The sequence below is a fragment of the uncultured Stenotrophomonas sp. genome (assembly GCF_913778665.1).
Classification (GTDB): domain Bacteria; phylum Pseudomonadota; class Gammaproteobacteria; order Xanthomonadales; family Xanthomonadaceae; genus Stenotrophomonas.
Window position 1 is genome coordinate 88,087 of record NZ_CAJYVQ010000011.1, and the last position, 12,519, is coordinate 100,605.

General features: G+C 59.8%; 19 protein-coding genes. 7 read left to right on the forward strand and 12 right to left on the reverse strand.

The window, feature by feature from the left end:
* From QZ853_RS15590 to QZ853_RS15635, 10 genes are all read right to left on the reverse strand, one after another.
* A complete protein-coding gene (locus tag QZ853_RS15590) occupies positions 1 to 348 on the reverse strand; it encodes a hypothetical protein (protein WP_015978460.1) in 348 nt (115 codons plus the stop codon).
* Positions 345 to 1,418, reverse strand: a complete 1,074-nt coding sequence (locus QZ853_RS15595; RefSeq protein ID WP_295575060.1) for a hypothetical protein — start codon at positions 1,416 to 1,418, stop codon at positions 345 to 347. The genes QZ853_RS15590 and QZ853_RS15595 overlap by 4 nt, the downstream gene beginning before the upstream one ends.
* Positions 1,419 to 1,485: 67 nt before the next feature.
* Entirely contained in the window at positions 1,486 to 1,635 is a 150-nt protein-coding gene (locus QZ853_RS15600; RefSeq protein ID WP_295575063.1) for a capsid protein, read from the reverse strand.
* Between the two features lie 52 nt (positions 1,636 to 1,687).
* Positions 1,688 to 1,825 (reverse strand): hypothetical protein, encoded by a 138-nt coding sequence (locus QZ853_RS15605; RefSeq protein ID WP_032958702.1) that lies wholly within the window; start codon positions 1,823 to 1,825, stop codon positions 1,688 to 1,690.
* 28 nt (positions 1,826 to 1,853) lie between these two features.
* A complete protein-coding gene (locus QZ853_RS15610; protein WP_053494291.1) occupies positions 1,854 to 2,108 on the reverse strand; it encodes a hypothetical protein in 255 nt (84 codons plus the stop codon).
* Between the two features lie 3 nt (positions 2,109 to 2,111).
* The gene (locus tag QZ853_RS15615) at positions 2,112 to 2,375 is read right to left on the reverse strand and encodes a single-stranded DNA-binding protein (protein WP_295575071.1); all 264 of its coding nucleotides are present in this window, start codon (positions 2,373 to 2,375) and stop codon (positions 2,112 to 2,114) included.
* Positions 2,372 to 3,427, reverse strand: coding sequence for a replication initiation factor domain-containing protein (locus QZ853_RS15620; RefSeq protein WP_295575073.1), 1,056 nt, complete (start codon positions 3,425 to 3,427; stop codon positions 2,372 to 2,374). The genes QZ853_RS15615 and QZ853_RS15620 overlap by 4 nt, the downstream gene beginning before the upstream one ends.
* Positions 3,417 to 3,551, reverse strand: coding sequence for a hypothetical protein (locus QZ853_RS15625; protein WP_295575076.1), 135 nt, complete (start codon positions 3,549 to 3,551; stop codon positions 3,417 to 3,419). The genes QZ853_RS15620 and QZ853_RS15625 overlap by 11 nt, the downstream gene beginning before the upstream one ends.
* Positions 3,541 to 3,735, reverse strand: coding sequence for a hypothetical protein (locus QZ853_RS15630; protein WP_295575079.1), 195 nt, complete (start codon positions 3,733 to 3,735; stop codon positions 3,541 to 3,543). The genes QZ853_RS15625 and QZ853_RS15630 overlap by 11 nt, the downstream gene beginning before the upstream one ends.
* On the reverse strand, positions 3,728 to 4,012 hold the full coding sequence (locus tag QZ853_RS15635; RefSeq protein WP_295575082.1) for a hypothetical protein: 285 nt from the start codon (positions 4,010 to 4,012) through the stop codon (positions 3,728 to 3,730). The genes QZ853_RS15630 and QZ853_RS15635 overlap by 8 nt, the downstream gene beginning before the upstream one ends.
* Before the next feature lie 41 nt (positions 4,013 to 4,053).
* Here QZ853_RS15635 and QZ853_RS15640 point away from each other — a divergent pair, with 41 nt between their 5' ends.
* From QZ853_RS15640 to QZ853_RS15655, 4 genes are all read left to right on the forward strand, one after another.
* A complete protein-coding gene (locus tag QZ853_RS15640; protein WP_295575084.1) occupies positions 4,054 to 4,728 on the forward strand; it encodes a hypothetical protein in 675 nt (224 codons plus the stop codon).
* 142 nt (positions 4,729 to 4,870) lie between these two features.
* Positions 4,871 to 5,254, forward strand: a complete 384-nt coding sequence (locus QZ853_RS15645; RefSeq protein ID WP_295575086.1) for a DUF3693 domain-containing protein — start codon at positions 4,871 to 4,873, stop codon at positions 5,252 to 5,254.
* Between the two features lie 337 nt (positions 5,255 to 5,591).
* Positions 5,592 to 5,762: a hypothetical protein gene (locus QZ853_RS15650; protein ID WP_295575090.1), complete on the forward strand. Its 171-nt coding sequence runs from the start codon at positions 5,592 to 5,594 to the stop codon at positions 5,760 to 5,762.
* A gap of 713 nt (positions 5,763 to 6,475) precedes the next feature.
* Complete coding sequence (locus QZ853_RS15655; RefSeq protein ID WP_295575092.1) at positions 6,476 to 7,543, forward strand: hypothetical protein; 1,068 nt, start codon at positions 6,476 to 6,478, stop codon at positions 7,541 to 7,543.
* Positions 7,544 to 7,565: 22 nt separating this feature from the next.
* Here QZ853_RS15655 and QZ853_RS15660 read toward each other — a convergent pair whose 3' ends face one another.
* Positions 7,566 to 9,281 carry a hypothetical protein gene (locus QZ853_RS15660; protein WP_295575094.1) on the reverse strand — a complete coding sequence of 572 codons (1,716 nt, stop codon included), beginning with the start codon at positions 9,279 to 9,281 and terminating at the stop codon, positions 7,566 to 7,568.
* A gap of 752 nt (positions 9,282 to 10,033) precedes the next feature.
* Here QZ853_RS15660 and QZ853_RS15665 point away from each other — a divergent pair.
* Both QZ853_RS15665 and QZ853_RS15670 read left to right on the forward strand, forming a co-directional pair.
* Positions 10,034 to 10,390 carry a hypothetical protein gene (locus QZ853_RS15665; RefSeq protein WP_295575096.1) on the forward strand — a complete coding sequence of 119 codons (357 nt, stop codon included), beginning with the start codon at positions 10,034 to 10,036 and terminating at the stop codon, positions 10,388 to 10,390.
* 81 nt (positions 10,391 to 10,471) lie between these two features.
* Positions 10,472 to 10,864, forward strand: coding sequence for a hypothetical protein (locus tag QZ853_RS15670; RefSeq protein WP_295575099.1), 393 nt, complete (start codon positions 10,472 to 10,474; stop codon positions 10,862 to 10,864).
* Positions 10,865 to 11,445: 581 nt separating this feature from the next.
* On the opposite strand, the gene QZ853_RS15675 is transcribed toward QZ853_RS15670, so the two are convergent.
* Positions 11,446 to 12,177: a hypothetical protein gene (locus tag QZ853_RS15675; protein ID WP_295575101.1), complete on the reverse strand. Its 732-nt coding sequence runs from the start codon at positions 12,175 to 12,177 to the stop codon at positions 11,446 to 11,448.
* Between the two features lie 55 nt (positions 12,178 to 12,232).
* On the opposite strand from QZ853_RS15675, the gene QZ853_RS15680 reads away from it, so the two are divergent.
* Positions 12,233 to 12,514 (forward strand): LysR family transcriptional regulator, encoded by a 282-nt coding sequence (locus tag QZ853_RS15680; protein ID WP_295575104.1) that lies wholly within the window; start codon positions 12,233 to 12,235, stop codon positions 12,512 to 12,514.
* Positions 12,515 to 12,519 lie beyond the last annotated feature (5 nt).

A 12,519-nucleotide genomic window follows, 5' to 3' on the forward strand; every position in this document is an offset into this window, starting at 1 on the left:
TCACCATTTCCCCATAGTCATGACCTTGCGCAGAATCCGGAACGCGACGGCAGAACCGATGAGCGCCAAGCACTCGCCAAGCTTGAATGTCTGCACGAACCACCCCACGGTGCTGCCCGCATTTCCAAGCAGCGTGCCGATGCTGTAGTTCTTCAAAACATCCGGGACCGGCAGAGCGCCAATCATCTTGATCATCAACGCCAGCATCGTCTGAATGGCGAGGATGAGCAGGTCATTGAAGAACGCGACAAGCGCGTCCCAGAAGCGTTGTATCTGCCGCAGCAGCCATTGCGTGAGGTCCGTCAGCCACCCGGCGTGCGGCATCAGGAAGGCGAGAAAATTCATCATGTCAGCGCGATCTTTGCGGCCATAAATGCCGCGATAGCGAGCAGTACCCAGCCCATCAGCAGGAATGACTGATAGATGACGCCGTAGCAGTGAAGATCGAAGGTCATCGTGTCCCAGTACTGCGACGCCGGTAGCGTGAAAACGGGGCAGCTGCCGCCAACACTGACGGTGAAGAACGACTTCGTCGCTTGGATGATCGGCAGCTTCTCGGCCTGCTGCTTGAAGTCGTTGAACACCTTGTCCAGTGTCAGGTTCTTGTCCCGCTCGTACAGGGGGCCGCCGTCGCTACCGACCTCGCCGGGACCATCTCCGTCGCCTTCACCGGGACCTGGCCCCGGGCCGGGACCGCCGCCATCACCATCACCGTCCCCATCTCCGTCTCCGTCGCCATCGCCATCGCCATCTCCCCCGCCGCTCCCGCCATCACCTCCGCCGGGGTTGTTTCCACCGCCATCACCATCACCGCCGCCGTTGTCGCCACCACCATCGCCGCCGCCCGGATCACTACCGCCGCCGTCACCGCCACCCCCTTCCCCCGGATCGCCATCGTCACCCGCAGGCGTCGGCGCAGGGGCATCCGCTTCGGTGCAAGTCCCACCCGTGGACGTGAAGGACACACCTGCGGTGCCCTTGGGATCGAGCGAGCTGGTGTACATGCACCCGTTGTGGCAGACATTTACGCTAGCTGCCGTCTCGCCGCCTTGCCAGCCGAACTCTTCCGCACGTGAAGTGCACCGTGCACTTACAGGGAAGATGCGCGTAATCGTCGTTACGTTTGTTCCCGAAGTGCAGCTATTGACGGCCATCCGAAATCGAACGCGCATAGTGCTGCCCGAGACAGTCTCAGTGGCGACGTAGCAATACTGATACGTCTGCGTTGGCCTATCAGCTTTTGACTTAGCCATGGCGGCAGAGGAAGAGGCTGCGGCAAACGCGCTACCCTCGTCGGCGCAGTTGTCTGCGTCGGGAGGATAGTTTGGGCTGCAATTGACCGCAGCCTGAGCGAATGCGGCCTCCGATGCCATCAGGGCGAAAGGCACAAAAAGTGAGAGCGCCAGGGCGCGAATCATGCGTCCAGCCCCATACACGCCACGACCCCAGACAGCGCGCTCAACAGCCCCGCGAATAGGCACCAAATCATCGCATTCCCCTCGCGATGAAGAATCGCGCCACCTTCGGCGCGGCCCACAGTGCGAATTCGATCTGCGCCGCGATTGCGGCTGCTCCACAGATCGCCATGACCACCAGCTGTGGGCGGATGTTTGCAAGGATGCTGTCAAAGGCCATAACGCCTCCAATAAAAAGGGGCAGGTAACCCTGCCCCACCCTGCCCTTGCGATCAGCCGCCGAAGAATCCGGCCACCTTCTTGGCTGCCCACTTGCCGAAGCCGACCAGCGCGATCAGCGCGGCGGCACCTGCGAAGGCGGTCAGTGCACCGGCCACCGACAGGCCGCTGAGGATGCTTTCGTAATCCATGGTGAAACTCCTTTCATGAGTGGTTGGGTTACCGGTTTTTGTCGAAGAACGTCGCCACGGAACCGGCAATCCGACCGGCGACGAAGAGGAAAAGAAGGAGGCCGAACGGACCGCCTGCCCATACCGCCAGCTGCTCTTTGCTTGGTGGCTGGAAGGCGTCCGCGATGACGGTCACCATGGATGCCTCTGCGCTGCTCATCAGCACATACCCCGCACACTGATCAACGGGCTGACCGGTTGGGATCAGCTTTCCGTCTTCCCCGAAGACAACGCAGAGGCCCATGGTTTAGGCCTTCGGCGCCACTGGCAACGGCTTGGCCGAAAGCGGAACGAGGTCCACGTAGCGCTTCAACACCAGATCTCCGTACTGGCTCAGTGCGAAGGACTGCGGGTCAATGTCGTACTCACCCGGGGTGTACGGCGGGCGCGAGCCGAGGCCAACACGGAATGGCAGTTCGAAGCCGTTGCCCAGGTCCAGACCAACCGTCTGCGAGCGGTTGATGGTGTTGGTCTTGCTGTTGTGCCGTTCTTCGACGGCGGCAGACTTCACGCGGCAGATAGGCATAGTTCTTCTCTCACATAGCGATGGAGTGGTTCACCCTTGGAAATGCCGCGAAAACGTCCGGGGTGACCGTCACGGACGACGCGAGCCAGCAGGAATTCGGTGAACGAATCACCGAACGCTCCATGCAGAACACTGAGAGCCGGGCCTACCTGACGCTCCATCCAGAGCACCATTGCCTCGGCAGAAACTTCGACGTGCTTGCGGATCGTGCGCAGCCGTGTGCACACACCCTTGATGAGATCCTGCAGCGCGCTGTAGGAACCGCGCAGGTACGCACCGGGGTTCAACAGCACATCCAGCGGGATTTCCATGTGCTTGCCATACAGGCGCACTTCCGCGCGCACCCAGCGCGAGGACGGCAGGCCCTCGGCCTTGCCCTTCTCGTACACGCACAGTTCCTTGTGGCCTTTGCCGCCGACGTACAGCGTGCAGCCGGTGTTATGGCCCTCATCGGAAATGAAGCGGTGACGCGGAGGGCAACCGCCTTCGGTAAAGCCGCCCCGTGCGGCAACCTCGCGGAGCGCATGCACGTCCAGGCGTTCGCCTTCGTAGTCGTCGTGCGCGCAGTCAACGCGGGTAATCTTGGCGTCGAGCATGGAGCACTGCTTGTAGACCTGAGCCCAGTTGCGGACCCACTTGCAACCCATGCCGGTCAGGCTCAGGCAGACGGTGCTTTTCTTGCCGCCGATGCCGACACGGCCGACCACCTCATTTTCCCGGTCAATCAGCACCGCCGACTGCTCGTAGAAGTTCCAGTTCTTCTCACGAATCGCACCGGCAACCACTTCGCCACGGAAGCCGAAGATGCGGAACAGCAAGAGGTCCAGCTTCTTGCAGTTCACTTCTTCAAGGGCGGAGAGCGGGACCACAATGGTCAGGTAGTCAATGATTGCGTCCTGCTGACCCTTTTGGCCCGTGTTACTCCCCGGGCCAATCTCCGCCGCCGCCCGCTGCCCCTTTTCACCGGGCGAAAGCGGGGAAAAGCCCCCTGCCCCACCCTCCACAGCCATCCTGAAACGAGCGCGATCAACGGCCATTGCCTGCCCCCTTTCCACGCAGCACGAACACCAGCGACCAATACAGGCCGGTAAGCAGCACGCCGCCGATGAGGGCGACAACAAAGGGATCGCGGAGGAACTCGCAGGCCTGATCAACGGCCATATTCGACCTCGTACATGCGGCAGGCGCGGTCGTTACCGGCGATGCAGGCATTGCGAATTTCGCCGCGCTCGGCAGCGACCGCGTTCCAGTCAGCAGCGAACGCGGTGCCAATCCAGAAGCCAAGCGCTGCCCCGCAGACCATGAAGAGGACGAACGGAAGAACCCACCAATCGGACTTACGCACGGTGAGTCTCCTCAAACAGTTGCCGGAATTCCGGGCGAAGTGCGCGCAAATGCTTGCCTTGCTGCGATCGCACTGCTTGGAACGCGGCTTCTTCCTCAGCGGTCCAGTCTGTGACGGCCAGTTCGGCGCGTGCCTGGGCGATGAAATCCGCTTCGCGTGCACTGTGACGGGCGGACTCCCCACGCCGGTCGAGGCACCACGAAACGAGTTTGGCGCTGCCAATCGAAACGGCCACGATGGCCGCCAGCAGCACGAAGGCCAGTGCGGGCTCCGTCATGGCAAAATCCCTCTCACTACATATGTGCCACAGGGGGTGGCATGAAGATCGAGATCAAGCTTGGGCTGAACCAGTCCTCGATAACCTTCCTTTTCTTCTCCGGCTTCTTGCTTGGCGTGGTGATCGCCGGCGTTGCACTGCTCGGGAGCGAGATCCCCCTGAAGTGCTTCGAGGCGGGCAATGCCGCAGATTGGGCTGCCGCAGCAGGTACATGGGTTATCGGCTACGGTGCATGGAAGTACGCGCGTGAAGCCCATTTGCTTAGAGCGAGTGAACTGCAGCAGGGGGAGCGAAGAGACCTGTATATGCACGCCGGTCGAGTCCAAGCCATTCGCGAGTGGGCGAAGATTGTTCGTCGACCATTCAAGGTTGCGGAGATGGCTGAGAAAGATATAGAGGGCGGACTGACCACAGGCGCCGCCGAGGGGGTGGCAGAGGGGGCTCTGTTGCTTCTCAAGCTGATCCCGCTTGATGACGAGGCTTGGCGCTACCTGAGCGAGGGCGACGTTGAGTTGAAGATCAGGCTGTCCACTCTTACGGTGCTCCTGGAGCAGGAAGGTCGCAGCTTTCTTGATCGTGTCAAGGCATCGAAGGGCAACGCTAAAATCGCCACGATGAAAGACTCCAATTGGCCTTCCGTTCGTCGAACGATCAAGGACCTTGACTCGCTTGGAATTGCCCTCGATGAGGCTGCGGGCCGAATTCCACCCGTCTAAGGCAATCTTTCCGTTCACTGCGCCCTCCCCTGCCAACCAGAAGAAACCGCCAGCGGCCTTGGGGTGCCGGTGGCGGGGATGTTCAAGGTCAATGAACATCGGGTGCCTGTATATTCCCCTTGAACACAGCCTGTCAAGGGGCATGAACATGCAAGACATCAATTCGCTGCTGGACGCGTGTAAGGTCGCAGCCGGGGTAAGCAGCGATAATCAGCTGGCGGCAGCCCTTGGCGTAGGCCGCTCAGCAATCAGCAACTACAGGCACGCAAGGGCGCTACCGGATCCTGTCGTCTGTGCAACCATCGCCGGATTGAGCGGAATTCCGTTGGCCCGTGTGTTGGGAGTTGTCGGTGAGGCGCGTGCCATAAGCCGGGAAGAGAAGGCCGTATGGCGCAAGCTCGCTGCCACCGCAATGGCACTGTGCCTGGCTGTTGGATTCGCCCTGCCCCACAAGGCTCAGGCCGCCATCACGGGCTTTGATAAGTCCACCGTCTATACATTATGCGAAATTCTGTACATTGCCTAATCCGGTTCGTGGGCTCCGCTTAGCAGTGGCTCCGGCTCTTGACCGGTATCGCCAGGCCGGCAACTTTTCATAGAAGTTCATCTCCACATGTCTGGCCGCTGCTTCCTCGCGTCGGCAGCTTTGCATCTGCGCGCAAGCTGAGCCGAACCCAATCACCTACCCTTGGCTCGCATGCGCGTCCGCAAGCCTAGCTCTACTCCAATGGGCTGCAATTTTCGTGATGCATCACGCCAGGACTTGCTGGATAAGGCGATGCCTCCGGGAACTCTCCATGCGGTACTCATTAGTTGCTCGGTACGAGGATCATCATTGCCGACCAGTCACTTCTATGGATGCTTTGAATGACGAACTCATTGCTATGGAGATTCGCGACGTGGCTTCGATTGCCATATCCGCTGTTGAGCGCATGGAAGCTTTGCTTGTGCTGGAAAGGCATCCTTTGGATACCCTCATTGCATCGCGTGGAACTCGCCTGGCCAAAGAAGATCGAGAGCTCACCGGCGACTAGGTTGAAGATCGTCACGTGAGCCCTCTGCCTGCTGAAGCGTTCCCATTTGCCCGCCCATCTCCCGCATCTGGGCGCGCTTCAAATGCTCTTGATGAGTTGAGGTTCAAGGCTCTTACATTTCAAGTGTGATTCAATGCCCTTGAATTCAAAAATAAAGGGTCTTGAATCTGATGGACGTCAATTCCCTGCTGCACCAAGCAAAAGAAGTCTGTGGCGTTAGCTATGACAAGGACTTAACCCCGCGACTCGGCTTGCTCGCCTGCGATCAGCAGTTATAGGAAGGGCGTTTCACACCCTGATGCTGTGATTTTCGCAACTCTGGCCGGTCTTACGGGGGGCGCTTGCTCGCGCGCTAGGTGTATTTGGCGAAGCTTGAGCCATTAGCCGGGAAGAGAAGGTTATATGGTGAAAGCTCGCAGTAACCCCGATAGCAGTGTGTCTGTATGTAGGTTTCGCCCCGCCTCACTAGGTGCAGGCGGCCGTCTTAGGATTTGAGAGCGCTCATTGCGATATGCATTGTGTGAAATGTTGTATTGGACTATTGCTGCCTTCCTTGGCTCCACCCGCTCGCTAATTCTGCCCCGCTCGTTCGGGCCCATTGCTGCGCATTGAGCTTGGCTCGGCCCTCCAACATTGTCGTGCAACGTGATACTTTCTGCGGGCGGATGCAGACTGCCCGCGTCTAGTCCTGGTGTCACTTCAAGGAGCGAAGCATGTGGTCGACCGACGCCGCGGCGATGAAGGCTGATTTTGATCTGATCTTTCAACGAGCTTACGATAGAACGAAGGGGTCCGGAGAGCTTGCCAACTTGGCCGAGCTGTTCACGGATGCGGCCTTGAAGAGCTATCGAGAAGCGCTTCTTAGGGGCATTGATCCAGCGAGTCGTGCGAGCGCGGACATTGCGTGGATTGATAAGCGGCCGATCGCTAAGCTGAAGGCGGATAGTCCCGGTGCCGAACTTGGTGACATGATGCTTGTAGTCAATCACTTTGATCCGGCAGGCCATGTATCCTCTCGCGCTTGCATTTTGGAGGTGAAGCAGTCGCCTTCGATGGTGATCCCACCTGTTCCGGTGACTTCGGGGAAAAGCACAATCAACCAATTCGCAATCCTGTCGCAGTGGCCGAGAATCGTTGAGCTCAAGGCGACAGGTAAGAACTTTCACCCTCTGCTGCGTAACGTGGTGACCCGCGATTCTCCTACTCGAGACGTTCTTGCGCAGGCATGGTACACCGCCGTTTGTCCTAAGGGATCCCAGAAGCAACCTTGGATGGTCGCGCCCGCAATCAAAGATGCCGAATTCAGCCAGACATTGGGGGCGCTGTTTACGGCATGCTGCCGGTCGGAATCGCTGCACTTGCCCGACGTCGGACCTGTCGGCGTGGGTCGCGAGTTCACCCCCAACTCCACATTGAACTCGCCAGCGGACTGGAATGCTTTGGTAAACACCATCTTAGATGTAGCGGGCAGTTACGATCTGCCACCTGCGTACTTTGGGCAGGGCGCAGGATCCCGCCGCAGAAGCACCTGGTCTTCGCTACCTGCTCTGGCACCGGTCGGATTCGCCTCAGGGTTCTGGAACAGCAACCTTCTCAATTTTGGTTTGGGGTGCTTTACCACTATCCTTTTGATTGGCGTCTTGGCGCTACAGGGCTCTGCGCTCATGGCTCCACCCCGCTATTGGCTGCGACGTAGACGTAGAAATGCGTTCCCAATCCTCACTCTGACCATTGCCCATAGCGAGACCTTCGACTTGCCGCGTGATAGGTCGCTCGATTAGCTAGAAATATGACGGCGTCATCTCACCTCACCTTGTCAGCCAGGGAAGACAGCTGATCTGCGACGGAAAGCACTGATACTTGAGCGATGGTACGCGGCACGTCCAGCTTTAGATCCTTCCTCAGAATTCTCGCCACCGAGTCGTAGAAGTTCGCATCCTTCTCAAGGAATGACTTAACGTTGGAAACCTGGTACGACTTTTGGATCGCCTTTGAGAGCCGTTCAGTGCTTATTGGCGCGCGGGCGATCAGTTCGGTGGCGTACGTTTGGGGGTCGAGGCCATCAAATAACCCTCGGGACTCGATAAGACCAGGGACCGGGACTGTCGGATCGACCAGCTGAGCCAGGAATTCTTCCTTTCGAGCTGAATCCTCCCGAGCTTCGATAGCCTTTGAGAGGGTGTCGACGATGCTCCAGATCGGAAGACTGGTCGCATCTTGATGCTCCAGCATGAACTCCAGGGTTGCTTTGTCACATGTTAGGCGCGTCGGATCGTAGCTCGAGAAAGCAGTGCGCATCATGTGCTCGTAGTTTTCCTCCGATTGCGCGATGAATCCCAGCTGCCGGAAATGTCGCAACGTACGATAGAGCTCGAGCAGCTCAACGAGATCACCCTCTACACCAATCTCGAGGACGGTGATTGCCTCGTAAATGGCCGATTGGAGCTCCGGGTCTGTCATCTGGCGATATCCGCTCAACTGCAGCTGGACTTCGCGTGCCTTTGAGCCGGATTCATAGGCATGCAACGAGAAGTCCTCCGCGATCAGCGCCATGTCCACTTCGCGCCCCTTGACCATCGCCGCAAATGCAGCTGATTGTGGCCAAGTGGCCGCCTGCGCTTCCAACCCGTATTCCTGAACCAATTTTGACGCTCGATTGACAACGTCATCGCCTCCTGACGATCCACCGCTTCGATTGAGGTGCATCTGGATAGCTAATGACATCCCGCCAATTCGAAATGCGGTGGCAGCGGTTTCGCGCTGGGAAGCATCGCGGCTTGTGGAGACTATCCAGAAACATGCGGCGCTCAGCAGAGGCCTTATGTCACTTTGTTCAATCGGTCGCATATCGCTGATCAGCGAGGCGGCTTCAGTGATGAAGTAGCGGACAGTTCTGAGGTTTGAGACGCCGCACTGGGCCATCAGTTCTTCGATGTACTGTCGATGACGCGATAGCCATTCGCGGGCAATAGGATCGCCCAGGCCATTGATGGTCTGAGTGCAGAATGCGGCGACATCGGGTGTGATCGTCACGGTGCGACCAACAATGCGCTCCTTGTACTTTCCGAAATCTGGCGTGAACTTTTCTTTAGCCCTGTCCTCGTCCGCGAGGAGCACGCAGTGGATCTTCCCTCGATCTAGCAAGTAGACGATGAAGCCGAAGAGCACGGAGAAGTCTCCCCCAAACCTCTCGACATCGTCCAGGCAGACCACTGTCTTTCCTGATAAAAACTCAGTTTTTAGTTTTATGTCTGCCGGATCGATCTTTATGGTTCTCAAGAGGGCCCGGCCTACTATGGTGGCCACTTCCCGCATCACCTCGCTTCCCAGTCCAGATACGGAGGCTTGGAGCAGCGCTCCTTCGAGCTGCTCCTGTGTGGTGAGCCCGGCAACTGACAGCGTTATTGGCTGCAGCTCGGTAGCATCGAGGGTACGCGCGAGCCGGTCCCACTGATAGGATTTGCCACTGCCCCATGGCCCACTCACCAAGATGGCATGGCCCGATGGTGGGGTCTGCAAGTACCTTCTAACTGGTTCCATAAACGTCCAGAGCGATAGATGGGGAGAGATCAGATCCTAGTCCATCAGTGGTTAACCCGGGCCCGTGAAAGGCGTCAGAGCGGGGAGTGGACCTCAGCACTTCACTACCTTTTATCTTCCACCAACCGTGGCAACTCGATCCTGCTGGGACACCCTGAACTGACTGCCCGCCTCTGATGGGCGAGGCGGCGCACATTTCCTTGCGGAGACGTCGCAGCAGCCACAAAGCCGCAGGCTGGCGCCGACCAATGCAGCGTTGAAGAGCCACTGAGGCCTGACAGCCTCCTGCCCGCCCTGTCGCATTCACCTCGTTTGGGATCCCTTCGGTCGGATGGCGATAGCCCGCAGGCGTCGACAACGAACATTGCCGATAGCCTTGCGCCTCAAGGCTCCAGCCAGATGGCGCCATATACAACGATTCTGAAAACGTTGAATGTGATGACGGCATCAGCCCTAATGCCTTGGCATCGCGCACAACCGGGCGTGTTCCTTTCCGCGCCACCGAAAACGGGTGGTCGGGACGTCGAAATCCCGGTTTTGCAATCGTAAAAAGCGCTTGTCAGTCGGCATCACTCTCTGGGTGATGCCGGCTGGCAATCGTCGGCCGACTATGGCGGGCGGTGCGTGGAGGCCTTGAGCCTGCCCGGTCATCCACACACGGGGTTTCGAACCATGCACCGTCCGCCACCTTTATCGGTGGCGGCTTCTGCCTGCACGCAAGGAGCCCTGCCATGACCCAGCATCACTCCCCTGCCCCGCACCCCATCCACGACGCTGAGGCGAAGAGCCCCGCTCTGGACCCCAACACCCTCATCGCCCTGCTGCACAGCATCGGCGCAGGCGCTGCCTCCGATGGCCAGCCCTGGCCAGAACGCCATCAGATGCCGGGCCGACGCATCGCGCTGGCGGACACCGACTGCTCGCTGGCGGGCCTGCGCGTGGTGATGGAGATCCTGTTGGCCGCGCAGCGCGCCCGCGAAAACGGCGAGTTGGAGCAATACGTCGGCCCGCGCGTAATGGAGGGTCTGATCATGGCCGGCCTGGGCCTTGTCGCGCACGCCAGCACGCGGGTGCGTCCGGAGGGTTGAATGGCGCGGCACCGCTGGGCCGCCCTGGCGCTGTGTTTGGCGACGGTGGTGGTCGCGCAGGTTTTGTGACCGAGTCCGCCTGTGCCCTCTCCTCTCGCGTTCGAGAGTGTCTCCGGCCATCGCTATTCACAGCTGCGTCGCCAAGCGGTCCAGTTCGTGGAAGCGCGGCCAACGCTGGGGTTCCAGTTCGTCGAACGGCACGAAGACGGCGCTTTCCAGATTCGCTGCAGAGGCGTTTCTTTGTTGTGGCTGGAAAGGCGCTCGCGGCATACGCTGTTGCGGACGTCACTGGATGCGAAACAGCGAGCGCCCGAGGTTCTGCAGTTGCGGCTGCTGCTGCAATGGCAGCTGCAGCCGTTGGACTACCTGGAGCAGGTGTCTGCTGGCGTTCCGGAGCCTGTTCTGATGGATCGGGTGCAGCAGTGGCTGGTGGGCGGCGTTCCTGAAGATACGCGATGTGGTGTAGAGCGATAGCCGAGCATGGCTCGGCTCTACAATCGGTAATCATCTGTGGCGTGGAGGCGGGAGATGTCCATGATGCCTGGCAGGTCCTCAGCGAAGTTCGCGATTCCCCTTTTCTTGATCATTGCCTCCTGCGCCTCCGCCACTTTGTCGGCAAATGCCAAGGAGGCCCGGTCACTGGTACTTGTGAGGCTCTCGCCTGCGCAGAGCGCGGTCCTTGCAACTGGGCTGCTCAGGGGGGAGCTGAGGCCGATCAATGGCTGTGTCTACTTCGTGGATCCAGGCGGCACGCAATATCTTGCCGCCTGGCCCCAAGGCTACTCGCTGGCCATGAAGGGCGACGTTCCCATAGGCGTGCAGGACGTACGATCGGGGGAAGTGGTGGAGTTCGGGATTGCCGCGTCATTCGAAGGAGGCCATGGAGGCGACCTGCTTCGTTCGAGCCTTGCCGCGGCCATCCCGGCGAGCTGTACGGGCCCAATCATGACGATTCACCTGATACGTCAGGCAAAGGTAAGGCGCCCTGCCCACCCAACTACGCATGCACCTGCGAGGTCGTCGTATCGGGGGGGATAGCCGAGCATGGCCCGGCTCTACAGGGCGGTGGGCTGCGCGGGTTCGGGTTCGTGGGTGGAGCCCTCAAGCAGGGCCACGTAAGTGTCCAGGCGCGTGCGCAGCCCGGTCAGTATCCATCCTGTGAGGTAGAGCAGTACGAGTGCGTAGATGAGGAATGCGCCCAGTTGGCCAACATCAAAGGCGCTGCTCCAGTCGCCCCATTTCCACTCCCGGAACTGCAGGTAGAGGGCGATCAGCAGCGGAAATGGTCCGAGGCGTTGCAGGCCACCGTAGATCAGCCCCATGCGCTCGATCATGCTTGTGCGCAGGTGGCTGACGTACTTGAGGCGACGCTCACGCTCGACCCTGGGAAACCCTCGAAGCTCGGCGATCACCGCTTGCCACTGGGCAAATTCGCCATCCATTTCCTGCGCATGCGACAGGCGTGGCTGCACGAACTGGCGGATTCCGCGGCGGGCCGCGAGAAATCCGCCGATGACAAAGCCTCCGATCTCAAGCGCCAGGCATACCCTGACCATAAGCAGCGCGGCCGCAAGCGGAAGCCATCGATCAGGCAGCTGGCTGCCGAGAATGCCGATGGCGGCCGCCAGTACGCCCACGCGGAACGACCATCTCTCCAGCCGGCCGGCCTTGGGAAAGATGCTGTACTCAGCCAGCCCCTGCACCCGCTGGTAAAGCCAGTGGAAGGTCAGTTCCTGCTGCTTCGCCTGGTCCGGCGAATCGACTCCGCCCCTTGTCTGCATGTCCATTGCGCCCCCTGCCCCACCGGCGCAGATGCCGGCGACATCATCCTAGCCGACTGCCATGAAAGTTGCTCCATGCAGGGCCAGCTGCCTGTCTGGGGATCACACCCGGCACCGCAGCTTCACCAAGGCGGCCGCGGAGATGGAGATCACTCGGGCCGCCCTTTCCCAGCACCTGAAAGCCCTCGAAGAGCAGCTGGATGTCAGGCTGCTGCACCGAACAACGCGGAACATGTCGCTCACCGAGGTGGGCCAACAACTGCTGGACGTGCTGCAGCCGGCATTGACCGCCATCGAACGGGCGGTGGAAGGGCTGGGCGAAGTGCGGAACCTTCCGGCGTGATCCGG